Annotated in this window: 26 protein-coding genes and 3 pseudogenes; 15 read left to right on the top strand and 14 right to left on the bottom strand. The window is 53.6% G+C overall.

Going from position 1 to position 24,767, the window contains the following annotated elements:
• The first annotated feature begins 365 nt into the window (after positions 1 to 365).
• Both ACYZUM_RS26810 and ACYZUM_RS26805 read left to right on the top strand, forming a co-directional pair.
• Positions 366 to 1,997, top strand: coding sequence for a TnsD family Tn7-like transposition protein (locus ACYZUM_RS26810; protein WP_224450881.1), 1,632 nt, complete (start codon positions 366 to 368; stop codon positions 1,995 to 1,997).
• A gap of 232 nt (positions 1,998 to 2,229) precedes the next feature.
• Positions 2,230 to 3,087 (top strand): annotated as a pseudogene (locus ACYZUM_RS26805) (IS5-like element IS1384 family transposase); the annotation flags it as partial.
• A gap of 95 nt (positions 3,088 to 3,182) precedes the next feature.
• Here the strand turns inward: ACYZUM_RS26805 and istB are convergent.
• Entirely contained in the window at positions 3,183 to 3,932 is a 750-nt protein-coding gene (istB, locus tag ACYZUM_RS26800) for an IS21-like element IS1474 family helper ATPase IstB (RefSeq protein ID WP_003460139.1), read from the bottom strand.
• Entirely contained in the window at positions 3,820 to 5,505 is a 1,686-nt protein-coding gene (gene istA, locus ACYZUM_RS26795) for an IS21 family transposase (RefSeq protein WP_473061204.1), read from the bottom strand. Before istA ends, istB begins: the two co-directional genes overlap by 113 nt.
• A 227-nt stretch (positions 5,506 to 5,732) precedes the next feature.
• Here istA and ACYZUM_RS26790 point away from each other — a divergent pair.
• The 3 genes and pseudogenes from ACYZUM_RS26790 to ACYZUM_RS26780 all read left to right on the top strand — a co-directional run.
• Positions 5,733 to 5,858 (top strand): annotated as a pseudogene (locus ACYZUM_RS26790) (IS5/IS1182 family transposase); the annotation flags it as partial.
• Between the two features lie 167 nt (positions 5,859 to 6,025).
• Positions 6,026 to 6,358 (top strand): DUF2790 domain-containing protein, encoded by a 333-nt coding sequence (locus ACYZUM_RS26785; protein ID WP_042561925.1) that lies wholly within the window; start codon positions 6,026 to 6,028, stop codon positions 6,356 to 6,358.
• A 220-nt stretch (positions 6,359 to 6,578) separates the two neighbouring features.
• Positions 6,579 to 7,904 carry an OprD family porin gene (locus ACYZUM_RS26780; protein ID WP_042556881.1) on the top strand — a complete coding sequence of 442 codons (1,326 nt, stop codon included), beginning with the start codon at positions 6,579 to 6,581 and terminating at the stop codon, positions 7,902 to 7,904.
• A gap of 440 nt (positions 7,905 to 8,344) precedes the next feature.
• Here ACYZUM_RS26780 and ACYZUM_RS26775 read toward each other — a convergent pair whose 3' ends face one another.
• From ACYZUM_RS26775 to ACYZUM_RS26750, 6 genes are all read right to left on the bottom strand, one after another.
• A complete protein-coding gene (locus tag ACYZUM_RS26775; protein WP_042561924.1) occupies positions 8,345 to 8,812 on the bottom strand; it encodes a DUF411 domain-containing protein in 468 nt (155 codons plus the stop codon).
• A complete protein-coding gene (locus ACYZUM_RS26770) occupies positions 8,802 to 9,617 on the bottom strand; it encodes a c-type cytochrome (RefSeq protein WP_142580102.1) in 816 nt (271 codons plus the stop codon). The genes ACYZUM_RS26775 and ACYZUM_RS26770 overlap by 11 nt, the downstream gene beginning before the upstream one ends.
• A 9-nt stretch (positions 9,618 to 9,626) precedes the next feature.
• The gene (locus tag ACYZUM_RS26765; protein ID WP_042556880.1) at positions 9,627 to 10,601 is read right to left on the bottom strand and encodes a copper resistance protein B; all 975 of its coding nucleotides are present in this window, start codon (positions 10,599 to 10,601) and stop codon (positions 9,627 to 9,629) included.
• Positions 10,573 to 10,821 carry a hypothetical protein gene (locus ACYZUM_RS26760; protein WP_176393382.1) on the bottom strand — a complete coding sequence of 83 codons (249 nt, stop codon included), beginning with the start codon at positions 10,819 to 10,821 and terminating at the stop codon, positions 10,573 to 10,575. Before ACYZUM_RS26760 ends, ACYZUM_RS26765 begins: the two co-directional genes overlap by 29 nt.
• 12 nt (positions 10,822 to 10,833) lie before the next feature.
• Positions 10,834 to 12,795 carry a copper resistance system multicopper oxidase gene (locus ACYZUM_RS26755; RefSeq protein ID WP_042556879.1) on the bottom strand — a complete coding sequence of 654 codons (1,962 nt, stop codon included), beginning with the start codon at positions 12,793 to 12,795 and terminating at the stop codon, positions 10,834 to 10,836.
• A gap of 176 nt (positions 12,796 to 12,971) precedes the next feature.
• Positions 12,972 to 13,178, bottom strand: a complete 207-nt coding sequence (locus ACYZUM_RS26750) for a co-regulatory protein PtrA N-terminal domain-containing protein (RefSeq protein ID WP_042556878.1) — start codon at positions 13,176 to 13,178, stop codon at positions 12,972 to 12,974.
• A gap of 350 nt (positions 13,179 to 13,528) precedes the next feature.
• Between ACYZUM_RS26750 and flgB the strand changes: the two genes are divergently transcribed.
• Positions 13,529 to 13,942 carry a flagellar basal body rod protein FlgB gene (gene flgB, locus ACYZUM_RS26745; RefSeq protein WP_042556877.1) on the top strand — a complete coding sequence of 138 codons (414 nt, stop codon included), beginning with the start codon at positions 13,529 to 13,531 and terminating at the stop codon, positions 13,940 to 13,942.
• Positions 13,943 to 14,057: 115 nt separating this feature from the next.
• Here flgB and ACYZUM_RS26740 read toward each other — a convergent pair whose 3' ends face one another.
• Both ACYZUM_RS26740 and ACYZUM_RS26735 read right to left on the bottom strand, forming a co-directional pair.
• Positions 14,058 to 14,258, bottom strand: coding sequence for a heavy-metal-associated domain-containing protein (locus ACYZUM_RS26740; RefSeq protein WP_080895979.1), 201 nt, complete (start codon positions 14,256 to 14,258; stop codon positions 14,058 to 14,060).
• A gap of 6 nt (positions 14,259 to 14,264) precedes the next feature.
• On the bottom strand, positions 14,265 to 14,477 hold the full coding sequence (locus ACYZUM_RS26735) for a hypothetical protein (protein WP_140396035.1): 213 nt from the start codon (positions 14,475 to 14,477) through the stop codon (positions 14,265 to 14,267).
• Between the two features lie 139 nt (positions 14,478 to 14,616).
• On the opposite strand from ACYZUM_RS26735, the gene ACYZUM_RS26730 reads away from it, so the two are divergent.
• From ACYZUM_RS26730 to ACYZUM_RS26715, 4 genes and pseudogenes are all read left to right on the top strand, one after another.
• A complete protein-coding gene (locus ACYZUM_RS26730; RefSeq protein WP_042556876.1) occupies positions 14,617 to 14,892 on the top strand; it encodes a metal/formaldehyde-sensitive transcriptional repressor in 276 nt (91 codons plus the stop codon).
• Between the two features lie 20 nt (positions 14,893 to 14,912).
• On the top strand, positions 14,913 to 15,842 hold the full coding sequence (dmeF, locus tag ACYZUM_RS26725; protein WP_047297385.1) for a CDF family Co(II)/Ni(II) efflux transporter DmeF: 930 nt from the start codon (positions 14,913 to 14,915) through the stop codon (positions 15,840 to 15,842).
• A gap of 39 nt (positions 15,843 to 15,881) precedes the next feature.
• A complete protein-coding gene (locus tag ACYZUM_RS26720; RefSeq protein WP_042556874.1) occupies positions 15,882 to 16,262 on the top strand; it encodes a hypothetical protein in 381 nt (126 codons plus the stop codon).
• Positions 16,255 to 16,436: pseudogene (locus tag ACYZUM_RS26715) on the top strand (DUF1289 domain-containing protein). The gene ACYZUM_RS26720 and the pseudogene ACYZUM_RS26715 overlap by 8 nt, the downstream one beginning before the upstream one ends.
• A gap of 149 nt (positions 16,437 to 16,585) precedes the next feature.
• Here ACYZUM_RS26715 and ACYZUM_RS26710 read toward each other — a convergent pair.
• The 4 genes from ACYZUM_RS26710 to ACYZUM_RS26695 all read right to left on the bottom strand — a co-directional run bounded on the left by ACYZUM_RS26710 (position 16,586) and on the right by ACYZUM_RS26695 (position 20,334).
• Positions 16,586 to 18,943, bottom strand: a complete 2,358-nt coding sequence (locus tag ACYZUM_RS26710) for a heavy metal translocating P-type ATPase (protein WP_080895977.1) — start codon at positions 18,941 to 18,943, stop codon at positions 16,586 to 16,588.
• Positions 18,944 to 18,945: 2 nt separating this feature from the next.
• The gene (locus tag ACYZUM_RS26705) at positions 18,946 to 19,197 is read right to left on the bottom strand and encodes a DUF2933 domain-containing protein (protein WP_080895976.1); all 252 of its coding nucleotides are present in this window, start codon (positions 19,195 to 19,197) and stop codon (positions 18,946 to 18,948) included.
• 79 nt (positions 19,198 to 19,276) lie between these two features.
• Positions 19,277 to 19,813 (bottom strand): cupredoxin domain-containing protein, encoded by a 537-nt coding sequence (locus tag ACYZUM_RS26700; RefSeq protein ID WP_042556872.1) that lies wholly within the window; start codon positions 19,811 to 19,813, stop codon positions 19,277 to 19,279.
• A 167-nt stretch (positions 19,814 to 19,980) separates the two neighbouring features.
• Positions 19,981 to 20,334 carry a co-regulatory protein PtrA N-terminal domain-containing protein gene (locus tag ACYZUM_RS26695; protein ID WP_042556871.1) on the bottom strand — a complete coding sequence of 118 codons (354 nt, stop codon included), beginning with the start codon at positions 20,332 to 20,334 and terminating at the stop codon, positions 19,981 to 19,983.
• Between the two features lie 204 nt (positions 20,335 to 20,538).
• On the opposite strand from ACYZUM_RS26695, the gene ACYZUM_RS26690 reads away from it, so the two are divergent.
• The 5 genes from ACYZUM_RS26690 to ACYZUM_RS26670 all read left to right on the top strand — a co-directional run bounded on the left by ACYZUM_RS26690 (position 20,539) and on the right by ACYZUM_RS26670 (position 24,717).
• On the top strand, positions 20,539 to 21,228 hold the full coding sequence (locus tag ACYZUM_RS26690; RefSeq protein ID WP_042556870.1) for a heavy metal response regulator transcription factor: 690 nt from the start codon (positions 20,539 to 20,541) through the stop codon (positions 21,226 to 21,228).
• On the top strand, positions 21,225 to 22,613 hold the full coding sequence (locus ACYZUM_RS26685; RefSeq protein WP_042556869.1) for a heavy metal sensor histidine kinase: 1,389 nt from the start codon (positions 21,225 to 21,227) through the stop codon (positions 22,611 to 22,613). The genes ACYZUM_RS26690 and ACYZUM_RS26685 overlap by 4 nt, the downstream gene beginning before the upstream one ends.
• Before the next feature lie 363 nt (positions 22,614 to 22,976).
• Positions 22,977 to 23,360: a copper homeostasis periplasmic binding protein CopC gene (gene copC / locus ACYZUM_RS26680; RefSeq protein ID WP_042556868.1), complete on the top strand. Its 384-nt coding sequence runs from the start codon at positions 22,977 to 22,979 to the stop codon at positions 23,358 to 23,360.
• Positions 23,361 to 23,363: 3 nt separating this feature from the next.
• Complete coding sequence (gene copD / locus ACYZUM_RS26675; protein WP_042556867.1) at positions 23,364 to 24,302, top strand: copper homeostasis membrane protein CopD; 939 nt, start codon at positions 23,364 to 23,366, stop codon at positions 24,300 to 24,302.
• Between the two features lie 73 nt (positions 24,303 to 24,375).
• Entirely contained in the window at positions 24,376 to 24,717 is a 342-nt protein-coding gene (locus ACYZUM_RS26670) for a hypothetical protein (protein ID WP_080896087.1), read from the top strand.
• Positions 24,718 to 24,767 lie beyond the last annotated feature (50 nt).

Raw genomic sequence — 24,767 nt, 5'->3', positions numbered from 1 at the left:
TCGATCTAAAAAAGTTCTGAATTTAATTCAACGTAAACACATTATTTTTCTGTTAATGAATATTTGCACCTTCCAGAATAGCTACGGCATACGCTGGATGACCACGATCAGCAAGTAAAACGTACTAACCCGCGATCAACAGAAATAGTTTTGCAATTGCCATGGGCTGACCTGCGCAGGTTATCGATACGTGTTTTGTATTCAAGAGTACGATCGCGGCAGGGCTTAGATGAATTCACTACGGTTAAAAGTTGAGCGGCTGGGTATCATTTCCAAATCGATACCGGATACAGAATTTGACGGGTTGCATATATACTGCCCCCGGATGCATATTCTCTTCGAGCCCTACCTTTAATCGGTAAATGATGTCTGATCTATTGTTTTTCCCCGTGTCGATGCCGGATGAAATGCTGCACTCTCGTGTCACCCGATATCACTATCTGTCAGGCAACAGAACCGCGACAGAAACCTACCGCGATTTGTTCGCATCGAAACCCTTTTGCATTGGTGGCATCGTACCCAATCAGATCGAGAGGCTCGCCCACAGACTGCCGGGGCAATCGGAGAGCAATCTCGCAGAGCTGATCAGTAGCAATACCACTTTTCCTGCTTACCGGCCTTTTCTTGGGGTTAAGCAGGGTCCGGAGAACAACGTAGGTCCGCTGGGTTATGACGGGGTGGTACGGGTGCCCCGCAGAGAGGAGTCCACCCATGGCAAGGCTAAGCTTTGTCCTACCTGCGTTCAGGAGGATTTGATTGATCGGGGTTCTGCCTACTGGCATCGATCTCACCAAATACCCGGTGTTGCCGTCTGTTGGCGTCATGGCGACACATTGATCCATGCCTGCCCCGAGTGCTCTCGCCCGTTCTACCGAAAATTGAAGCTACTTCCCAATCTGACTGAGCCATGCGCATGCGGTTGGAGCCCCTTAAACAGCGCAGCGACTCACAAGGGCTCAAAACTGGAACAGAAAGTCGCCCTGTTCGCACACGATATCTTGCAACGCAATATTCCTCCGATAGGCAGTACGGTATTAAGTTCTTGCTACGTCCGCCAATGCAAGAAACGCGGATATATTTTCGGAAAAAATGCAGGTATCGCAAAACTATTCGACAGCATCCAAAGCGCTTACGGTGATGAGCTTTTGTCGCAGATTGATCCAGCCTATAACACCGGGAAACATGAGCAATGGATCCGGCTCAAATCAGACAAAGGTCAGCTAAATATGCCGCTCGCGAGGCATTTGATCATTGCTCTTCATTTGTTTTCCAGTGCAGATGACTTTGAAGAGGCTCTGAAGAATGAGTCTATTCTGCTGAGTGCCTCTGTTTCTCCGCGAGCGTCCAAAGTTGAAGAATCGCATCCTAGCCAAAAAACTAGGTATCGCCAAAAAATTGAGTTGCTTTTAGCGCTACGTAACGACGCCGATGTCGAGTACCTCTGGAAGAAGGCGTACAAACCTACGCAATGGATTCTAGAACATGATAACGCATGGTTAATGGCAAAACTCCGTGCACCTAAAAAAATTGCAGTTACGGTCGAAAAGTCTGTCGACTCAAGAGACGGCGCGTATGCGGCCCTTATCGAAGCGGGCGTAGATGAGCTATATAAAGTTACGAAAGATCCGAAGAGAGTGAATATTCGGAATTTGCAATCGCTACTCCCAGGTTCGTTACCTCATGAGCTGGATCTACGCAAGCAGAGGTTTCCCCTTACTTATCAACAGATAAAGATTCATCAAGAGTCAGTATGGCATTTCCGTCTAAGAACTTTGATATGGACTGTCTCTGAACTCATCCGGATGAAGCTCCCGGTGAATTACTCGACGGTAAGATTGACTTCAGCGGTAGCAAGCAAGGTTTTCCTGGTATTTTCCAGTTTCTTCGAGTGGGATCTGACAAGCCTGGAAAAAACCGGAGTCGACGCGGAGGCCTTGCTCAGATCTACCGGCGTATCGAGGAATTGGGAGGGGCCACCGGTTCCAATAAGCTTTTGAGGTCATCTGTGTTCCGTCAGCGTCTGCCAACCTTTGGTGATAACAAAAATGCCATCTGGCTTGAAAGCGTAAACGCGGAGTAGGGTTCACCTTTCACATTAGTAACCTTCGCGGCAGCTTTCTGAAAGCTTTCACTTGTTACTCTTTAACTCAGAAAATTGAGCTTAGGGAAACTCTGAAAAAGACTTTCTGATTTGGCAAAATACCGCGACCCCACCCACCGAGTTTCCCGATGAAGCAGATGACCTTCGCCGACGCCGAGTACGCTGGCAAGCGCAAGCAAACCCGCAAGGAGTTGTTCCTGATCGAGATGGATCGGGTGGTGCCGTGGAAGGGCTTGATTGCTTTGATCGAGCCACATTATCCGAAAGGTGAAGGTGGCCGTCCGGCCTACCCGTTGATGGCGATGCTGCGTGTGCATCTGCTGCAGAACTGGTTCGGCTACAGCGATCCAGCGATGGAGGAAGCGCTGTACGAAACCACGATCCTGCGCCAGTTTGCCGGGCTGAACCTGGAGCGCATCCCCGACGAAACCACCATTCTCAACTTCCGCCGCTTGCTGGAGAAACACGAGCTGGCGGCCGGCATCCTCGCTGTCATCAATGGCTATCTGGGCGACCGCGGCCTGTCGCTGCGCCAGGGCACCATCGTCGATGCAACGCTGATCAATGCGCCCAGTTCGACCAAGAACAAGGACGGCAAGCGCGACCCGGAAATGCACCAGACCAAGAAGGGAAACCAGTATTATTTTGGCATGAAGGCCCACATCGGCGCCGATGACGAATCGGGTCTGGTGCACAGCGTAGTGGGCACGGCGGCCAATGTGGCGGATGTCACCCAGGTGGACAAATTGCTGCATGGCGACGAAAACGTGGTCTGCGCCGATGCAGGCTACACCGGTGTCGAAAAGCGGCCCGAGCATGAAGGACGTGAAGTTATCTGGCAGGTGGCGGCACGCCGCAGCACCTACAAAAAACTCGATAAGCGCAGCGTGCTGTACAAAGCCAAGCGCAAGATTGAAAAGGCCAAGGCTCAGGTGCGCGCCAAGGTCGAGCATCCGTTCCGGGTAATCAAGCGCCAGTTCGGTTACACTGCGGATTTCGGTGAACGTGACCGAGCGTTTCGCTAATACGTGACCGGTGCTTCCACCCCGGTTGCGCGGGTTCTGGATTGTAATCGCATCGGTCACGATGCGGCTTGTTCCTCGGCTTTTTTTCGGCGCAGCGACTCGCCTTTCATCGTCAGCCGGTAGGCGTTGTGCACCAGGCGGTCGAGGATGGCATCGGCCAGGGTCGGGTCGTTGATCCAGCCGTGCCAGTGCTCGATGGGCAGTTGGCTCGTCAGGATGGTGGAGCGGCTGCCAGCGCGGTCGTCGATCACCTCCAGCAGGTCATGCCGGGCTCCTTCCTCCAGCGGGGCTAGCGCCCAGTCGTCCAGCACCAGGACGTCGACCTTTGCCAGCTGTTGCAGGGTACGGCCGAAGCTGCCGTCGCCATGAGCGATGCGCAGTTGTTCCAGCAGGCGCGGGGTGCGCAGGTACAGGGTGCTATAGCCCTGGCGGCAGGCCTGGTTGCCCAGGGCGCAGGCCAGCCAGGTTTTGCCGGCACCGGTCGGGCCGGTCAGCAGCAGGTTGTGCTGCTGGCGGATCCAGTCGCCACTGGCCAGGGTGGCGATCAGACGCTCGTCCAGGGCGCGTCCGGAGCGGCGGTCGAGATCTTCCAGGCAGGCGTTGGCGTACTTGAGCTTGGCCTTCTTGCGCAGCCGTACCAGGCGCTGGTTGTCACGCCAGGCCAGTTCACGGTCGAGCAGCAGGCCGAGGCGCTCATCGAAACTCAGGCTGTGGCTGGCCGGCAGCGTCCATTGCTCTTCCAGGGCGCGGGCCATGCCGTCCAGGCGTAGCTGGTGCAGTTGATTCAGGGTGTGTTGCGGCATCATCGAACAGCTCCTGTTGCGGGGGTTGGTAGTAGTCGGCGCCACGGACGTTCTCGTGGTCGCCGGGTAAGGTCGTTTCGGCGGCACGCTGGGGCAGCGGCTGTTGATCCAGGCCTTGCTGGAGCAGGTTGCGCACGCTGCGCCCGGTGAAGGCGCGCAGGTGTACGGCACGTTCGGCAGCGGCTTCCAGGCGTGCATTGCCATAGCGCCGGGCCAGCGAGAGCAGGCCGAGGCAGGCGCGGTAGCCCATCTCCGGGTGCGGCTTGTGGGTCAGTTGGTGATCGATCAGTTGGCGCGTGTAGGGGCCGATCCGCGCGCCCCAGTCGAGCAGGCGTTGTGGCGTCCATTCGCGATGCGCCTGGTGCGCCGCGGGCATGTGCTCGCGCTGGGTACTGTAAGCGCCGCGTCGCCCCAGCAGCAGGTGGCTGGCCACCCGCCGGTTGCCATGCAGCACTTCCAGGGTGTGTGCCGTCAGTCGCACGTCCACGTTCTGCCGGGCCAGGGCGGAGGGCACGCTGTAGAAGCTGCCATTGACCTCGATGTGGTAGTCGATGCTGACCTTGCAGCGCTTGAAGGTGGCGACCTCGTAGGGATGCACCGGCAACGGTCGCAAGGCCGGACGATCCAGGCGCTCGAACCAGTCGCGCCGGCAGCCATCGGGCCGCTTGAACGGGCGCCGATTCAGATCCTCCAGCAGCTCGGCGATAGCCTGGTTAAGCGCATGCAGGCTGAAGAACTGCCGGTGGCGAAGCCGCGCCATGATCCAGCGCTCGACCACCTGCACCGCCACCTCGGCCTTGGCCTTGTCCTGGGGTTTGCGTGGCCGCGCCGGCAGCATCACGGTGTCGTAATGGCGGGCGCACTCCAGCGCCGCCCGGTTCAGGCCCGGCTCGTAGCGATCCGGCTGGGCGACCAGGGCGCGCGGATTGTCCGGCACAACCATTTCCGGCACGCCGCCAAAGTAGGTCAGAGCCTGGCCCAGCGAGGTCAGCCAGTCCACCTGGGTTTCGCCTGGCGTCGCGCAGGCATAGGTGTAATTCGAGGCGCCCAGGGCGGCGACGAAGATGTGCGCCCGGCGCACTTCGCCGGTGGCCGGGTCGACCACCGGCAGCGTCGGCCCGGCATAGTCGATGAATAGCTTCTCGCCCGCACGGTGCAGCTGACGCATCGAACGTTTGAGCGTCTGGGCGTAGCGCCGGTAGTGCTCGACGAACTGGGTGTAGCGGTAGGTCGGCTGGCCCGCATGCGCGGCGAGATATTCCTCCCACAGCAGCTGCAAGGTCACGCCCTTGCGTCGCAACTCGCGGTGGATGCTCAGCACATCGGGCAGCACTCGCTCACCGCGCGGCTTGTTCGTCGACGTCGGTGCAAACAAGGCGGCCGCCAGCGCGGCCTCGTCCATGGCCACCAGCGCCGGCCAGTCCAGCCCGGCCACCCGCGCCGCCGCGATGTACTTGCTAACCACGCCCTTGGACAGCTGCAAGGCACGGGCAATCTTCTCGTGGGACAAGCCGGCCTCAAACTTGAGGCGCAGACATTCTTTGATGTTTCGCATGGCTACTCGCGGCGCCGCCATCTTCCTCTCCCGAAATCGGTCGAGGATGGCGGCGCATCAGGTCATGCGCAACGAAGGGGAAGGCTTTCGCTAAGTCGTGACCGGCGATTTCGGTAAGCCGTGACCACCTGTTTCGGAACAGGCGGAGAATCGGTCACGTTGCTACCGAAATGAGCGGTCACGCGTTAGCGAAATGAGCGGTCACGATCAACCGAAACGGCCGGTCACGGTGCTCCGAAATCCGCAGTTACACCAAGGTGCGCTTTCGCGGCTTGGCCAAAAACACGGCGCAACTGGTGACACTGTTCGCTCTGTCGAACCTGTGGATGGCGCGCCGACATTTACTGACGAATGCAGGAGAGGTGCGCCTGTAATGCGGGAAATGGCCACCGGAGTGGGGTCCGGGTGGCGAAAACGTAAGAAATACTCGTCGAATTGATTGTTTTTTGATCATTTGGCGAGTTTAAAAGTTGCGCTAGGTGGTATGCCGGGGAAATACATGGCTACTTCAGACCATCCTTAGGAGAAAATCATGAAAGCAATGACAGCAGTGAAAGCGTTTTGCGCCGCTTCGGTTTTGACCTTATCTTCATTAGCCATGGCTGAAGGAGGCGGTGACCGCGTGTATGGTCGGATGATGCAAGAAAACCAACAGGCGATGGAGCAATATGCCTTAAGAAATGGTAAGGCCGTCCCTGAAGTTGTTCATTATGAATATGGTATGAACCTCGATATTCAGAAGGTGATCAGTGTCACACAGGCCAACAAAAACTGTAGTGTTGCGCCTTCGCGCATGACCTATGAAGATTCGGCGGGCAAGCTTAATACCGTGGAATACAAGATTATGGGTACCGACTGCCCACATGGGAGTTAGCCCCTTAAGGTCATGTCTACATCAAATCATTCATTTGCGCTTTTTAAGCATGCTTGCTGGTCGCTGACATAGAAGTAATTTTCAGGTCACGCTGAAGTTATCTTTTGTATGAAATTATGTCTGTCGGCACGTAGAGGGAATCCCTATGTGCCGGTGGCTTTTTATAATGATAAAAATATTTCATAAAGAAACTCTGCCAAGCAAAAGCCTGGAGTGTTAAATGAACAATAAAAGCTTTTATGGTCTTTCTCTCATTGCCCTTGGCATGAGCATGGGGCAAGTTGCAGTGGCCGTTGAGCAAAAACCTGAGGGGTTCATTGAAGGGAGCTCCCTTAGTCTTCTCAATCGTAATCTCTACTTCAATCGTGACAATCGAAAGGGCCAGTCAAGTCCCACAGGCAATGGTTACGCTGAAGAATGGGCTCATGGGATTATCGGGCGATTTGAGTCTGGCTTCACCCAAGGCACCGTCGGGTTCGGCATAGATGCATTTGCAATGGTAGGACTCAAGCTTGATTCGGGTGATGGGCGCTCGGGGGCTCGAAGCTCAGTGGATGTCATGCCCTACAACAGCAAAGGCCAACCTGAAGACTCTTACTCAAAAGTAGGCGGAGCCGCGAAGGCTCGCTTTATGGATACGGTGGTCAAAGTAGGAGATGTCTTTCCATCCACGCCTGTCGTGGCATATGGCGATTCTCGACTGCTGCCAGAGAGCTTTAAGGGGGCAACGTTCACCAACACCACCATTAAAGACCTGACCATTCAGGGGGGGCGGCTGCATGCGATGAGCCAACCCAACTCCAGCAGCATGCGTGACGGCTTTTCGACTTTCTATGCCGGTGCTGTTGATGCTCCATGGATTGCTTACCTTGGGGGCGATTACACCGTTAATGAGCATGTTGGTGTGAGTCTTTACGCCAGCCAATTTAAGGATGTTTGGAATCAGTATTACGCAGGCACTTCCCTGAGCTACCCGCTCTCAGAGAGCGTCGCGTTGATCGGTGGATTTAATTACTACCGCGCGGTCGACGAGGGTAAAAAACTCCTGGACAGCTTTGATAACAATATCTGGAGTGGCAAAGCCGGGGTTAAATTCGGCGTCCACACGGTGACCGTTGGCTATCAGCGCAGCAACGGCAATGACGACTTTGATTACCTGCGCCAATCGGACTCGATTTTTCTGGATAACTCCATCCAGTACAGCGACTTCAACTCACCGAAAGAGCAATCCTTGCAGCTTCGCTACGACCTGGATATGCAAGCGTTCGGCATCCCAGGCCTTAGCTTCATGACCCGCTACGCGAAGGGGTGGGACGCTGATTATTCCAACGCGAACAGCGTGTATATGCGTCGCGGAGCAGATGGAGCGCCATTGCAAGACCAAAAGCGTTGGGAGCGAGACATTGAGGCTAAGTACATCATCCAGTCAGGCTCTCTGAAGGACATGTCGCTGCGTGTTCGCCAAGCAACCACGCGTGCTACCGATTTCGAATCTGATTTGGATGAGGTCCGACTGATTGTCGAGTACCCACTGCAACTGCTTTAACGAGCGCTAACCTGCGGCACCAATTGTTCGACTACCAGGTACACCCCGTCTCCTTGTTTCTCCTTTGGTTTGGGAGGCGGCTTAGGCGCCCTAGTGGCGCCTTTTTTTGTGTGGATTGACATAAGTGCGGGACGTCCTGTTGTCAGTACCTGTGTTCGCCCCGCTTGGCAAACCTGCTGTCTAGGAGCTTTTGATCCGTTGACAGGCAATCTCCATTCATAACTGAGACTGAAGGTGCAGAGTCATCGTCGATATTCACTTCGACTGCGTGCGCATCGTTTAGCTGAGGGCGTTATAGAGTGGGGCTGGGGGGAACAGCAGGAGAGACGGCCAACAGTAGCTCATTGTCTTTGCGTGTTACTTGAGCGCGGAATGGACAGTATGTGTCCCGCTGCATGGCTATGTCGCTAACCACGCAGGGACAGGATTGAGGGGCCAGATTAGTTTCCGGGGTATTCAGCAATGACCTGGTCTGCGCCTGCTTTGGACAAACCGATTACCTGGTAAGCATCATGTTTTCCGTTGACTTCCATGCCCGGGGATCCAGCCGGCATGCCAGGAACGGCGATCCCGAGAAGGTCGTCACGTTTGCTCATCGCAATGATTTGCTCGGCGGGCACGTGACCTTCAACAAACTTTCCATTGATCATTGCTGTGTGGCAGGACGAGAGTCGTGGAGCAACACCGAGATCCTGCTTGACCGCGCTCATGTTGGTTTCTACATGATCAACGACGGTGAAGCCGTTAGCTTCAAGGTGCTGGATCCACTTCTTGCAGCATCCACAGTTAGCGTCACGATGGACGTCGATCGTCAGCGACTCTGCTGCATGACCAGCTGAACTGATAAACAGAGCCGCAAATGCAGCGAGGCGAAGTGCCCGACCGGGACGAAGAAAGTTATTTCGCATGGGTATGTTCCTTCCCATCAGCGTGGGTATGAGTTTTTGGCTGAGTGGCCGGAGTTGCAGGGGCGTCATGTGAAGCCTCCACAACCTGAGGATGGGCGTGTTCGGTACTTTCATCCTGAGAAGGCGCTTCGGCCGCCTCATGGGCATGAGCGCTGTTTCTCTCGCCATGATGGTCGCCTGCTTCGGCTATTTCTTCGCTTGTACCCGCATCATGATGCCCCGCGACAGCGCCTTTTTGGCCCTCATGCTGGCCTTCATGGTTATGCATTTTGCTCTCGCCGCCACCGTGTTGATGACCACCGCTGCTGGTTGCGAGAGCTTTGTATTGCTCTGCATCCATTGAAGGCAGCTGCTGGAGAAATGCGACCATTCCCCATATGTAGGGATCGGCCATGCTTTTACCCCAAGCGGGCATGCCTGTGGATTTGATTCCATGCTTGATGATCCAGAAAGCTGCGGCAGGGTTTCCATCAACGCCCAGTTTTGAAAGATTCGGAGGTGCGGGGTAAAGGCTATTACTTAACTCGGTTCCTTCAATACCCGGAGCGAGATGGCAACCGATGCACATAGAGTTGTAGTTGCCAGCACCTGCGCGGATTAGAGCTTCTTCGCTCAGGTCGGGGACTTTAATGTCGCGTGAGCGCACTTCGATCGAGCGATCCCGAGCGGTGGAAAGTAGCGCGTAAACGGGATCGGAGTGTGGTTCATCCGCCCCAACATTGATCACACCAAAATAAACCACGCCGGCACCTGTTATTGCGGCAACCACCCCGGCAGCAGTCAATGTTTTCAACGTTCTTTTCATGTCAGGCTCTTAAAACCACATCCGAATACCGGCGACAAATCGCGCCTCGTTCGCATGCTCTCCTTCATCGCTGGCCAGGTCTGCCGTATTGCCGTAGGAGCGGCTCCAGCTAACCCCAATGTAAGGGGCAAATTGGCGAACAATCTCATAACGCAATCGGAGCCCTACTTCGGTGTTTGCCAATCCAGACCCAATGCCGCGTTGAGGATCATTTTTTCCGTAAAAATTGGCTTCGGCCGTTGGCTGCAAGATCAGGCGATTGGTCAGCAGAATGTCGTAGTCGCCTTCCAATCTAGCAGCGGTTTGACCGTTCTCACCGATATAGGCAGTCGCTTCGGCTTCAAAGTTATAGAGGGCCATGCCCTGAATACCGAGCGCTCCCCAAGTTTGTGGTGATCCGGGCTTGAAGTCTTGTCGTACGCCGGTGACGACATCCCACCATGGACCGATGGAGTGCCCCCAAAGGGCTGAGAGTTCAGCGTTTTCCGTTACGCCATTGGTACGTTCGCCTTCCGAACGCAACCACAGTCGGTCAACGTCACCGCCGATCCATCCTTTTGCATCCCAGGCCAACGCACTACCGTTGTCAGCATCCTGGTACTCAAACTTATCCAGCAGCATGAAGGAGTTGACCTTCTTGTCGTGAACGCCATGACCAGCCACATCAGGGAACGCGGCTGCACGGTCAGCGTCGGTCAGTACAGGGATTGGAGTTCGGCTGGTGGTGGTAGCCCCTCCATCCATACTTTCCATACCGTCCATTGCTCCATTGTCCATGCTCATCTTGCTGTGATCCATTGCCCCCATCTTGCTATGGTCCATAGCTCCCATCGAGCCGCGATCCATCTTGGAGTGATCCATCTCTTCTGCCGCCTGGGCCATGAAAGAGAAAGCAGGACTGGTAGAGACTGCCAGTGCCATCAACGTTGGACGTAAAAACTTACTGGTCATGATCTCAATCTGCCTTTTTGGTTTTTTGGTCATGACCCATCGACTCATGGCTCATCTTGCTGTGATCCATTGATCCGTGATCGGGCTTTGATTCTTTTGTCGCAGTTGCAGGCTTGCTCGTTGGCTCCGCAGGAGTAGCAGGTGAATGAACACTACTATCCTCGACTGCCAGCGCCACGGACGAGAGTCCACCCATCAAGCCGACGGCAAAGAGGCAACCGACCAGCGATTTACGATTTAGGTATGTGCTCACAGATCGTCTCCTTTACTCATCAACCCGTACTTCACGGAACATGCCCATTTCCATATGGAAAAGCAGGTGGCAGTGATAGGCCCAGCGACCTAAGGCATCGGCGGTGACTCGATAGCTGCGCTTGGTACCTGGTGGCATGTCGATTGTGTGCTTGCGCACCATGAACTTGCCGTTTTCATCTTCAAGGTCGCTCCACATTCCGTGAAGGTGAATGGGGTGCGTCATCATGGTGTCGTTTACCAAGGTGATGCGAAGACGCTCCCCATACTTGAGACGAAGGGGCTCAGCGTCAGAAAATTTGATGCCGTTGAAGGACCAGGAAAACTTTTCCATGTGACCGGTCAGATGTAGCTCAATGGTGCGATTGGGCTCGCGGCCATCAGGGTCCTCGAAAGTGCTTTTCAGGTCTGAATAGGTGAGGACTCGACGACCATTGTTCCGCAAACCGATGCCTGGATCGTTTAGCTTTGGCGTCGGGGTCATGGCTTGCATATCAACCAAGGGGTTGTTGGTTTCGGAGGCTGGGTGAGTCTGCATTTCTCCACCCATACCGCCCATGCCAGCCATCTTGCTGTGGTCCATACCGGCCATGTTGGACATATCGCCTTTGTCCATGCCCGCCATCTTGCTATGGTCCATGCCAGCCATGTTGGCCATGTCGCCTTTGTCCATACCAGCCATCTTGCTGTGATCCATACCAGCCATGCTAGTCATATCACCGCCGTCCATGCCGGTCATCCCGGTCATGTCACTTTGGTCCATGCCCGCCATCTTGCTGTGATCCATGCCAGCCATGCCGGACATGTCGCCGCTGCCCATACCAGCCATGCTGCCATGGTCCATACCAGCCATACCGCCCATTCCCATGTCATCCATGGACAAAAGAGGCCTAGGGTCGATCGCAGGCACTTGTGCCTTTAATCCTTCGCGAACTGCGAGGGTTCCGCGTGCATACCCGGTTCTGTCCATAGACTGGGCGAAGATGGTGTAAGCCTCTTCACTGGCGGGCTCAACTATCACGTCATACGTTTCAGCTACGGCGATGCGGAATTCGTCGACGCTGACCGGTTTGACGTGTTGGCCGTCGGCGGCCACAACGGTCATTTTCAAGCCAGGAATTCGAACGTCGAAATAGCTCATCGCCGAGCCGTTAATAAAACGAAGGCGCAGCTTCTCACCTGGTTTGAAAATACCGGTCCAGTTACCGTTGGGCGCCTGGCCATTCATGAGGTAGGTGTAAGTATCTCCACTGACGTCTGCGAGGTCAGTGGGGTTCATTTTCATTTCTGCCCACATCTTTCGGTCGGCTACGGTAGATGACCAGCCTTGCTTGCTGACATCGTCGATGAAATCGCCAACGGTACGTTTGTGGTGGTTGTAGTAGTCAGATTGCTTCTTAAGCTTCGCCATGACGCGACTAGGATCTTCATCGGTCCAGTCAGTCAACATCACCACGTAGTCGCGGTTGTATTGAAAAGGTTCAGGTTCTTTCGAGTCGATAACGATTGGCCCGTAAACGCCTGCCTGCTCCTGTAAGCCCGAGTGGCTGTGATACCAATACGTACCGTTCTGATGGATCTTGAATTTGTACTCGTACATACCGTCGGGTGCGATGCCATGGAAGCTTAATCCGGGTACGCCGTCCATATTGGCCGGCAGGATGATCCCGTGCCAATGGATGGAAGTGTCCTGGTCCAAACGATTTTTCACACGCAGTGTGACTGTCTCTCCTTCGCGCCAACGCAGCAAGGGTCCTGGCAATGATCCATTGATGGTCATGGCCGTGCGCGGCGAGCCGGTGATGTTTACAGGGGTTTCACCAATAAACAGATCAAATTCGTTGCCGGTGAGGACGCTCGGCAAGCCTGGACTGGTCACTGCCCATACAGGAGTGCGCCACAGACCAAGGCCGCCAAGGATGCCACCGGCGGCCAGGCCTTTAACGAATGTCCGTCTAGAGGTTTTGGAATGCATGCCGTTTATTTCCAATCAGTCAAAAGGGAGCCGTTCAAAACAACCCGTGAGTTGGCAAGATGAGCTTCGCTTACCGTTAAAAAGACGAATTTTTACAGCAAGCGAGCTCAGAAATTGCCACATCTAAACCACCTTAGTGATTACATTTCTGTCAGGTTGGCCGCGTGCCTAATCGTTCAGCAGTTTTTATGATCCATCGCTTTCGCTTTGCTCTCAGCGACAGGCGGTTGAGAGCTCTGCGTTTGAGCTACCTGGTACGATTCCATCGAATTATTTTTGGCCAATTCCATACGTGCGAAAGTCCGATCACCACCGCCCTCAGCCATAGCCAAAGATGAAATGCTCAGAGCAGCGATGACGAACAAGGATTTGATAGTGTTCATTTGGGGTTTCCTCAGATCAGTACTGGCCGCCCCTGAATCCAATCGTGCATTGATTCGTAGCGGGTGAGCATTAGGCTCAATAGGACTATAAGGGTCACCCGCTGTCGGGAAGCTTAGGCCAATATTACAGTTGCGTCAGGTTGTGATATTTCTCTTGAAGAACATCGTATTTAGTCCTTAAGGTCTCGGTCTTCCAGCGCGCATCGATATTACTCACCAATAATATCAACGGGCGAACCTTTGTAGGTTTTCGTTACTCAAGGTGACTATGTCTTTGAACCTCTATTGGTCGGAGATGTGAATCCGGAGGTATCGCGTAGTAAATAAGTGAGCTTGTTGAGGATTATTGCTTGAGTATTAGTTTCGAAAAAGCGGTCGGCGTAGCGGAAAGAGCTTTGAATCTTCGTAGCCAAAGAGCCGAAATCCTGAGTAACAACATCGCAAATGCTGATACGCCGAACTACAAGGCCCGAGATTTAGATTTTTCTACTGTGCTCGCCCGCGAAATAGAAAAAACACCTGCCACTCTATTTTCTTTGGAAACAACAAATGTAAAACACATTGCCGGAATAGAATCCGTAAGCGATATTTATGGAATTAGTTTGCTTTACAGTACACCGGCTCAACCTGCCATTGACCAAAATACTGTCGATCAGCAGGTTGAGGTCGCAAAGTACACAGAAAATGGAATACGTTTCGACGCCGCTTTTACTCGGTTGAATGGAGCATTCAAAGGTTTGCTCAAAGCTCTGCGAGGTGATTAGTAGCGCAGGGGCTTGCGAGCGGTAATTGTGGTCGACGCTGCTATGGTATCCCTGAATGTTCACCAAGTGGATCCCCCCTGCAACGGGCGTCTGACCAGGGGCAGCTGTCAGCGCTTCAAGCGCTGATCTGGCAAGGAAAACCTACCGCCTCGACAGCTTTACGAATCTGCTCTGGGCTTTCGCTGCTTTCAACTCTCACCTTACCGGCTGACCGATCCACGGAAACCGTAGCTTCGTTATCCATTGACTGAATCGCCTTGGTGATTTTGCTGACGCAACTGCCGCAACCAATGCCGGAAACATTTAAAACGAACATGGTTTTTTACCTCTCAAGCTGAGCGGTTTCTTTTCGCCGCACCAACAGCATCGACGTTGACACGATGGCAAGGTCAACAGTTATCTGTTTCGGGTTGTGACCGTCATTGTGATGGGTAGTTGGGCAGACTTGACCACTCGTTTGCATTTGACCTGACCAACCATTTGCAGCGTATTCGACTTTGGCCATCGCCGGCAGAGAACGGTTAGAGGCGGACATTACAGCTCCTCTCGCTCCTCGCTCGCACTTGAGGCCTCTTTTCTGCCAGGGACTGTAGATGCTCTCTCCGCTCTATGATCTTGCATAGGCATAGGGGGTATGCCTATCATGCGCAATACATAGGTAGGGGGGGTATCCCATGGGCCATATTGCAGCAAACAAAGAAAATCTTCTCAAACGCGTAAAACGCATAGCCGGACAAATCCAAGCCGTTGAACGAGCATTGGAATCGGATCTCGATTGCGCAAAAACATTACACCTTGTTGCTGCCACTCGCGGAGCAATCAACGGCTTAATGGAGGAAATCATCGAGGACCACGCGCGGGAGCATGTCGCGAACCCTGCGCTCAGCGAAGAAGAGCGTAACAGGGGCGTCGAAGAGCTTCTTGAAGCCATTCGCCGTTACGCTAAGTGAACGCATCTAGGTACACACTCATGAGCAACACCAACATCAATTACACACACGACCACGTGTTCCTTGGCTCAGCGCACGACGAAAATGCCAAGCGTACGCTTTGGGTTGTGGCACTGACGGTGCTGATGATGGTCGGCGAGATCACCGCCGGCTATATTACGGGTTCGATGGCGTTACTGGCCGATGGCTTCCACATGGCAACCCATGCCGGCGCATTAGGCATCGCGGCGGCCGCTTACGGATATGCAAAACGCCATGCTTCCAGCGAGCGCTACAGTTTCGGTACCGGAAAGGTTGGAGACTTGGGCGGATTCGCCTCGGCACTGGTTCTCGGTATGGTCTCCCTGGGAATTGGCATTGAGTCTGTCATGCGCCTCTTGCAGCCAACGGAAGTTCAGTTCGGCACCGCTACGCTCATCGCGATTACCGGTTTGATTGTCAACATTGTCAGTGCGTTGTTGCTGGGCCACGGGCACAGTCATGAGCACGACCATGATGATCATGCCCATGCCCATGCCCATGCCCGTCACGGGAACGACAACAACCTGAAATCTGCGTACGTCCACGTTATCGCGGACGCGCTCACTTCAGTTCTGGCCATTGCGGCACTGCTCGCCGGGCGTTATCTCGGTTGGGTTTGGCTGGATCCGGTCATGGGTATCATCGGCGCCATTGTTATCGCGCGTTGGGCCTGGACCTTGATGGGGGGCACCGCAGGTGTGCTGCTGGATCAGACAGATGCGCACGTTGCCGAGGAAATCCGCGAACTGGTTGAGAAGCCGGGGGATGCCATCATCACTGACTTGCATGTCTGGCGGATTGGGCCGCAAGCCCATGCGGCCATCGTCAGCGTCGTTGGTAAGGCCACTGCGAACGCCGACAGCATTCGTGAACGTCTCAAGCCGGTTCACGAAGTCAGCCATCTGACGGTCGAGTTTCGACCGGCCTGATTCAGAGCCTGCCCTCCATTGTCTCCAAAGGAACCCGCAATGCCACCAGGGAAACGCGAACTGGCGCGGATAGAACGCCGGTTGATTACCAGGCTCACCGAAGCGTGTGAAACAGCAAAAGGTGAAATCAAAGGCTTTATCTGGCTCACCCATACCGCTGACCTCAACGCGCTGGCTGAAACCCTGAAGGTCATCTGGGTATTCGAAACCTTGGCGGATAGAAAGCTCGCCTTGTTTGACGCGAAGGCGCGCATCTTTGAGCTGACGGCTATCGCGTTGAAGGAGGCCGACATCGTCCTGACCCCTTCAGACCACAGCGTCCACTTCGACTCTGAGGAGGAGTGTCAGCGAACTCACGGAGGTTACTGGAACACCCGCCTGACTCAATACGTGTGTCCAAAGGTGGCTGACAATGGCTAAAGAAATCGAGAATCCCTGCATCTCAGTTTGTCAACTCAGTGGTGATCTGTGTATGAGCTGTGGGCGAAGCAAGGAAGACATCAGAAAATGGAAACGCATGAAGCGGCCTGAAAAAATGGCCGCTGTGCAAAGGGCGAGTGTGCGCTTGAAGGACTGAAGAAAACACATGGGTAGTCCCTTGCCCAGATTTACCGCTTTGGGTCGTTATGAGCCCCTCAGCTTTGATGTCTGGTTGGTCAAATTCTCAATCACAGATCAGTCAAATGCGAATGACTGGTCAGGTTCTATGCAAACGCATGGCAAGTGCGCTGCAATTTTGAAGTTCAGTCAATTCGGGTATTCCTCAGTCTCAATGCATTGAAAACTACAGATGCAGAACTGACGCTCATGGCTATGGCAGCGATCATTGGCGACAAGAGGTGTCCCGTCAGTGGATAGAGCAAGCCTGCGGCAAGGGGGATACCCATCGAGTTGTAAAGAAAGGCGAAACCCAAGTTTTGCCGCATGTTTTTTACTGTTGCGACCGAAAGAGCCCTTGCTCGCAAAATCCCCATCAGGTCGCCTTTTACTAGCGTGAGTTGCGCGCTATTCATCGCAACGTCAGTCCCTGTCCCCATGGCAATGCCCACATCTGCTCGCGCCAGGGCTGGTGCATCGTTGATACCGTCACCGGCCATGGCGACCTTCCGGCCGTTTTGCTGAAGGTCTGCGACCAGACGCTCCTTGTCCTGAGGTTTCACTTCACCGTGGACTTCTTCAATCCCCATCTCCCTGGCGACAGCCCGAGCGGTGGTGAGCCCGTCGCCAGTAGCCATGATGATTTTGATGTCATCAGCCTTGAGCTTGGTGACTGCTTCTTTGGAGGTCGGCTTAATCGGATCTGATACTGCCAACAACCCTGCCAATACCCCGTCGACTGCGAGGTAGATGATGCTGATGCCGTCAAGTCGCAACAACTCTGCACGCTTTTGTAGGGGCTTGGTGCTGACACCTGCGGCTTCCATCAACGCGGTGTTCCCCAGTTGGATCTTCTTGCCATCAACGATGCCACTGACCCCGATACCTGAACCAGACTCAAAGGATCCTGGCTTGGTGAGCTTAATGTTCTCGGTTCGGGCGTGATCGACGATTGCATGAGCCAAGGGATGTTCGCTGCCCTGATCAAGGCTGGCAGCAAGCTGAAGAACATCGTGGGGATTGAAACTGGGTGTGGCCTCCACACTGTGAAACACTGGCCGTCCCTCTGTCAGGGTGCCTGTCTTATCGACAATCAGTGTGTCGATCTTGCATAGGTTTTCGATGGCACTGGCATCCCTGAACAGCACGCCCATGCTGGCTGCTTTACCTGTCGAAACCATGATCGACATGGGCGTAGCAAGACCCAACGCACAGGGGCAAGCGATGATCAGCACGGCGACAGCGTTGATCAGACCAAACACCCAGCTGGGCTCAGGGCCAAAAAGCCCCCAACCAACAAATGTCAGTATCGCAATCGCGATAACACCCATCACAAAGTAGCCGGCAATCGAGTCGGCCATTCGTTGCATTGGTGCTTTGGATCGCTGAGCCCGAGCGACCATCTGTACGATCTGTGACAGCATGGTCTCGGCGCCGACCTTCTGCGCCTCCATTACTAAGCTCCCATGTGTATTGAGCGTGGCACCGATCAGACTATCTCCAGCTCTCTTCATTACCGGCACTGGTTCGCCAGTAAGCATGGACTCATCCACCGCACTTTCACCTTCCAGTACTGAGCCATCAACTGGAACCTTTTCACCGGGTCTGACCCGTAGATGGTCTCCAAGGTGGACATGGGTGAGAGGAATGTCTTCTTCCTGTCCATCGGTATTGATCCGGCGTGCTGTCTTGGGCGACAGGCCGAGAAGGGACTTGATGGCGGCGGAGGTTTGCGATCGTGCTTTGAGCTCAAGAATCTGCCCAAGCAAGGTGAGTGAGATGATGACCGCTGCGGCTTCGAAGTAGACGCCGATGCGTCCATCTTGCATGAAGGTGGCCGGAAAGCTTTGAGGTAAGAGCGTTGCCATGACGCTGTAAAGGTATGCTGCGGCGGTACCCAACCCAATCAGTGTCCACATATTTGGGCTGCGATTTCTAATAGATGCTATGCCTCTGACAAAAAAAGGCCAACCTGCCCACAAGGTCACCGGTGTCGCCAGAGCCAGCTCGATCCAGTTTTGGATCGGGCCATGGAAAAGTTGTAACGTGTGTCCCGCCATGGCGAGCAAGGTCACTATCACGGTTAATGGCAGCGACCACCAAAAGCGGCGGGCGAAATCCCGGAGTTCAGGATTTTCTTCTTCATCGAGCGCGGGTATGACCGGCTCTAATGTCATGCCACATTTAGGGCAGTTGCCGGGTCCGGGCTGGCGTATTTCCGGGTGCATCGGACAGGTAAACTCAGTGCCTGTTTGTACCGCAGGCTCTGGAGTGGTGACGCGGGACTCGGCGCTCGAAACATTACTGCTGAAGCGTTCAGGATCAGCTCGAAACTTCTCCTGGCATTTCAGGCTACAGAATTGATACTTCTGTCCCTGATAAGACTCACCAAATTTACTTGATGAAGTGACTGCCATTCCGCACACCGGGTCACGTAGATCATCGTCATTTAGCGGAGCAGCATGGGCGTGACTGTGGTCGTGGTGGCTCGATATGTTAGGCATGTCTATTTCCCTTCTTTGTCCTTGTGGGTTGCTGCCTGATCGCCATGGCTATGTCCGCCATGGCTATGTCCAAAAAAATGCATTAATGGACAGATCAACAGAATCAGATAAGGCCAAAATGGATAAACGTGGCTGAAATGCTCCCGCAACACGTAGAAGGCACCAATCGCAATGAGCATGATTAGGACAACGCCTGTTTTGCGCCTCCAATATGGTGCGGTGGTGTTTCCATCCAGGCGCTGATGGTTACTCATGATCTAAGCCTCACTGTGTACTCTGCAACAGAGCGTAGCCAACTCCTGTGTCGAAGCGGTGGGAGAAGCCGGCTTAGGCTTATTTCAGGTCAAACTGACCGACCATTCCCGATTGGTAATGTCCGGGCACATTGCAGGCAAACTGAAGGCCTGTGCTGTTGTTGAAGGTCCAGATCAGCTCTTGGGTTGCGCCAGGCTCAATCAGGACGCTGTTCGGGTCGTTGTGCTCCATTCCGACCATCTTCATTCCACCCATGCTGTGGCTCATACCGCTCATCGTTTTTCCGGTACCGGTGGGGTTAAGCGTCCCGTTCTGGAACATGCTTGCCATTTCTTTTTGGTGTGCTGCATGAGCAGAGGCTTTGCCGATGTTGAACTCGTGCAGCAGCGAACCATCATTGCGAAGGACAAATCGAATGGTTTCACCAGGCTTAACGTCGATGCTTTCAGGTTTGAAGAAAATATCGCCCATCTCGACCTCCACCGTACGAGTAACCTGAGAGGCGACTCCAGGCTGGCCGATGTCCTCTTTCCCATGCCCTGCGCTGGCCATAGCCGTAGCACCGAAGAGGAGAGTGATTGCTGCGATGACAGGGGTAACGAGCTTAGCTTTCATAGTGACCTCGAGAGTAAGAGGAGTGGGAGCACTGGCTATGCTAAAGACATGGAGCTGCCAGTTAACTGACCTGAACACTACATTTCTGTCAGTTTTCAAAAAAGCACGGCGTCCAAATGACGCCGTATTTAACGTTACTGTTCAAAAAGCCCATTGGAAGCCGGTTTTCACTGATGATTCTCTGAAAGCATCAATTTGTGCTCGCGCTGCATTTGGTTCAAAACGTCATCGACGATTTTGTCGTGCTTTTCCATCCAGGCGAGGTGCTGCTGAGGAGACATTGAGGCGTCTGGATGATCTTTATGGAGTTGGCTCATGAGCTCTCCCAGCATCTTCATATGCTCAGTCATGTGGACATGACGCTGACCTTCAGGAGCGTTTTCAGCTTGTATCAGGACAGCTTCTGCCTTGTTGCGCAGACCCTCCATACGCTCTATAACCCGGTCTCCGCCACTTTCAGCCCATACAGAAGCTGAGACGAGTATTGAGCTCACAAAAAACAGAATTTTCAGGCGATTCATGGGGCAACTCCTTATGGAATTGTTTTCCGGCTCCTAAACGTTTCATGCTGAAGAGTCGGTCGAGCACTAGGAAGTACTCATGCTTGAACCCTAGACAGCGCTCGCTGACATCTACCTGAAGCCAATATTACTTTTCTGTCAGTTGCTGGTTGGCTGCCGGTTTTCGTTGCAGACTCCGCTTCATCACTATCAGAGAACGACCTCATGAGACTTCTTGTCGCTGAAGACGAACCAAAAATAGGTATCTATTTGCAGCAAGGACTCACCGAGGCGGGGTTCAATGTTGATCGTTTTACTAATGGAAAAGAGGCGCTTCAGCACGCTTTGAGCGAAGCGTATGACCTGTTGATTCTCGACGTCATGATGCCTGGATTGGATGGCTGGGAAGTTCTGCAGAAGGTTCGCGCTTCCGGGAAAGACGTCCCCGTACTCTTTCTCACAGCGAGAGACCGCGTTGAAGATCGAGTTAAAGGACTTGAACTCGGCGCAGATGACTACCTGATCAAACCCTTCGCATTTTCTGAATTGCTTGCTCGAGTCAGAACGTTGCTGCGTCGCGGTAACAGCGCGCCTTCGCAAACCTACATGAAATTGGCTGATCTGGAGGTGGACCTACTCAAGCGTCGGGCCATTCGTGCAGGTAAGCGCATCGACCTTACGGCCAAAGAGTTTGCGTTGCTTGAGCTGTTGCTGCGACGTCGTGGGGAGGTGCTGCCAAAGTCACTTATCGCTTCCCAGGTTTGGGATATGAACTTCGATAGCGACACCAACGTTATCGAGGTTGCGGTTAGACGGTTGAGGGCCAAGATAGATGACGACTTTGAGGTCAAGTTGATTCATACCTCGAGGGGAATGGGTTACATGCTAGACGCGCCTGATTCGGAGTCGGAATGAATCGGATGTCCCTGACAACTCGCATGAGTCTGATGTTCATGCTCGCGGTAACGGCCGTGCTTACGGTCGCCGGACTTAGTTTCAACAACCTCAGTCGGCATCACTTTAAGATGCTGGATCAGCAGGCATTGAACGAAAAGCTCCACTCGACCCAGAGAATTTTGTCCGGGTTGAACACCATCGATCAATTCAGCGAATTTAAGCCTGAGCTGGAAGCGCTGCTGGGTGCTCACCGGGATTTGACGGCCCTAATAATCGATGGTGAAGGCAAGCTGCTGTTCGCAGATCCCGGTCCGGTAGATATTCCGAAGGAGTTCCGCACAACCACAAACAACAACGTCTGGGAGTGGCGGGAGCAAGAGCAGATGTTCCGTGGCGTGACAGCACAAGCCGTTGTGACGGGGCAAGACAAGCCGTTGACAGTCATTTTGATCTTTGACGTTACTCAGCATATGTCCTTTTTCGAGACGCTTGAGCGCTGGTTTTGGATAGGGCTGGTAATTAGCGCGCTGGTCAGTGCGGCGCTTGGCTGGATGGTAGCAAGCAGTGGCATGCGGCCTATTCGCCAGGTCACGCGGGTCGCCGCCTCTATGTCAGCAAAATCACTAAAAGAGCGCATCCCTTTAGCGCCTGTTCCTAAAGAACTTCAGCAAATGGTGCTGTCCTTTAACGCAATGCTGTCCAGACTCGACGATGCATTTGTCCGGTTATCGAATTTTTCCGCAGACATTGCCCACGAACTACGGACTCCTGTAAGCAACTTGATGACCCACACCGAAGTCGTGCTTTCAAGAAAAAGGAATATAGAAGACTACGAAGACAACCTGTACTCAAATCTTGATGACTTGAAGCGTATGAGTCGGATGATTGATGACATGCTATTTCTGGCGAAGTCAGACAATGGTCTGATCACCCACGAGAACAAACCAATAGATTTGGTGGAAGTCGTGGAGAAACTGCTTGAATACTACCGTCTTTTGGCAGATGAGCGAGGGATAGAACTGAAGGTTTCAGGAAGGGGCAGCGTCCGAGGCGATGTCCTTATGCTCCACAGAGCTATATCTAACCTGCTCTCTAATGCGCTTCGCTACACCTCGGAAGGGAAGATGATCAGTGTCGAAATCCTCCAGAAGGAGATGTCGGTATTGGTCGTCGTGGAGAACCAGGGTGAACCCATTGCCCCCGAACATCTTGAAAAGCTCTTCGATCGTTTTTATCGCGTGGACCCAGCGCGCAGGGAAGGAAGCCCAAGCAACGCAGGGCTAGGTTTGTCGATTACCCGATCAATTATTGAGGCGCATGATGGCAAAATCTGGTGTACGTCATGTGACGGTAAAACGGCCTTTCATCTCGAGTTTCCTAGTGTTGACTTGCAGGTCAGCTGAGCAATGCCGCATTTGTGATCAACGGCGTTAGCGCGACTTGGGCCTGCATCCAGTTTCGTAATTTTTTGAATGAGTGAATACCCCAGTATTTGCGGCGTGCGGTCTCGTTTCTAAGACTTGCGACCTTCGCCAATTCGATCCCAAACAGCGTGTCAAGCTGACTGAAATGTAATCGAACAGTTTGCGTTCGTGTGGCATCGTGTTCTTGCACTGTGACGTTGGGGCTTAGCGAGATTTTCGTGTTCAACCTGCACTAGAGATGGAAGCTCCGAGTTAACCATCAGTGGTTTTAAATTGAAAATTACAAACTAGTTCTTCCCAAACAAACCTCAAATCAACAGCTCTTGCTGTGAGGAGTCTTGCATGTCATTCCTTAAAACTACGACCGTAGCTGTTGCACTTACTGCTGGTTTGCTTCTGAGTGCCGTAGCTCAAGCACATCCAAAGCTCCTTTCTTCCACTCCGGCGGAAGGCTCGGATGCGGCGGCCCCTTCGAAAATTGAACTGCACTTTTCCGAGAATCTCACCACTCAGTTTTCCGGTGCAAAACTGATCATGACTGATATGCCTGGCATGCCGAACTCTCCAATGGGTGTAAAGGCCGCCGTCGCTGCTGGCGGTGATCCGAAAACGATGGTGATTACGCCGGCTGCACCTCTGACGACCGGTACCTACAAAGTTGAATGGCGTGCAGTCTCCTCGGACACCCACCCGATCACCGGCAACTTTTCCTTCAAAGTGAAATGATCCATGAGCGACTCAATAAATATTGTGGTTCGCTTTGCTCTCTATTTTGACCTGATGTTGTTATTTGGATTGGCCATATTTGGCTTGTACAGTCTCAGGGGAAAAGAAAGGGTATCGGGCACGGTCTTGAATTTTGAGTCGCTTCTTTACGGTACTTCTGTTGCAGGTGTAGCTCTGTCCCTTGCCTCGATGTTGTTGCTTGCGAAAGCAATGAGCGGTGTATCGGAGCTTATGGAGCTACATCACCACATTTTTGAAATGGTCATCATGGGCACCGACGTTGGGTTGACCTGGATGGTCCGAATAGCCGCCTTGGTTGGGGCAATTATGGGCGTCGCGTTGAACAAACGATTTCCGACACCCAGCCTCTGGATCGTCACCGTGTGTGGAGCAATCGCGTTGGCCACGCTAGCCTGGACAGGGCACGGTGCCATGGACGAAGGCAGCCGCCGCTACTGGCATTTTCTGAGCGATATTTTCCATTTATTAGCGGCAGGTGGCTGGTTGGGTGCTCTAGCGGCCTTCGCTCTACTGCTGCGGTTGAAATCGCTGAAGGGCGAGGAGGAAGCACGAATTCTTGCCCGCGTGCTGACTGGCTTTGAGTCGGCCGGCGGTGTGATTGTTGCGATCATAAGCGTAACGGGAGTCGTGAATTACCTTTTCATCGTCGGTCCAAACCTTGATGAGGTCATGCTGAGTACCTATGGTCAGCTGCTGTTTTTGAAGATCCTGCTCTTTGCCGGGATGATCGTTTTAGCCACACTGAACCGCTTTCACTTAAGCCCGCAGTTGGAGCGCTCAGTTCGCAATGGTCAATACTCTGTAGCGGTTAATGCCTTGCGCCGCAGCATGAAATTCGAATTCCTGATGGCAATCCTCATCATCTGTCTGGTCGCATGGTTAGGCACGCTAAGTCCTGAAATGGAAATGAGCGCGCAATAGAGGTTTCTGGCAGCTAACCAAGAAGCCGGGAACGGGATTGTTAGCACCATTTCTACTGGCTACACTTCAGTCCATGACACGCTATGTACGGTTTTGCCTGATATTCCTGATTAGCTTGGCGCTTCCCCTCAGTGGGATGGCGGGTGTTCAGGCGCCGACAGAGCCGTGTCCCATGCAAACCATGGGCATGGCGATGATGGACGGCATGGGCCAAGACTGCTGCCATGACATGAAAAGTCCCACCGAGCATGGTAAACCCTGCAAGCCGGGCCAGGAGTGTAAGACCGGCGGCATGCTGCAAGTCTCTATCATCAAGCCTCTGGTCCCCCTATCTAGCCCCCTCGAAGCGTCCATCTCCATAGACTCCCATCCTGTCCAAACCCCTTCAGGGGTATGGCGACCGCCCCGCATTTGATTCCTGTACCACACTGAGCCTCATTCCGCGTTAGCGGGATGGCATATCTG

It is taken from the genome of Pseudomonas sp. m6p (assembly GCF_055760375.1).
The sequence above is the reverse complement of the archived record's forward strand: the minus strand, read 5'-3'. Positions and strand labels throughout refer to the sequence as shown.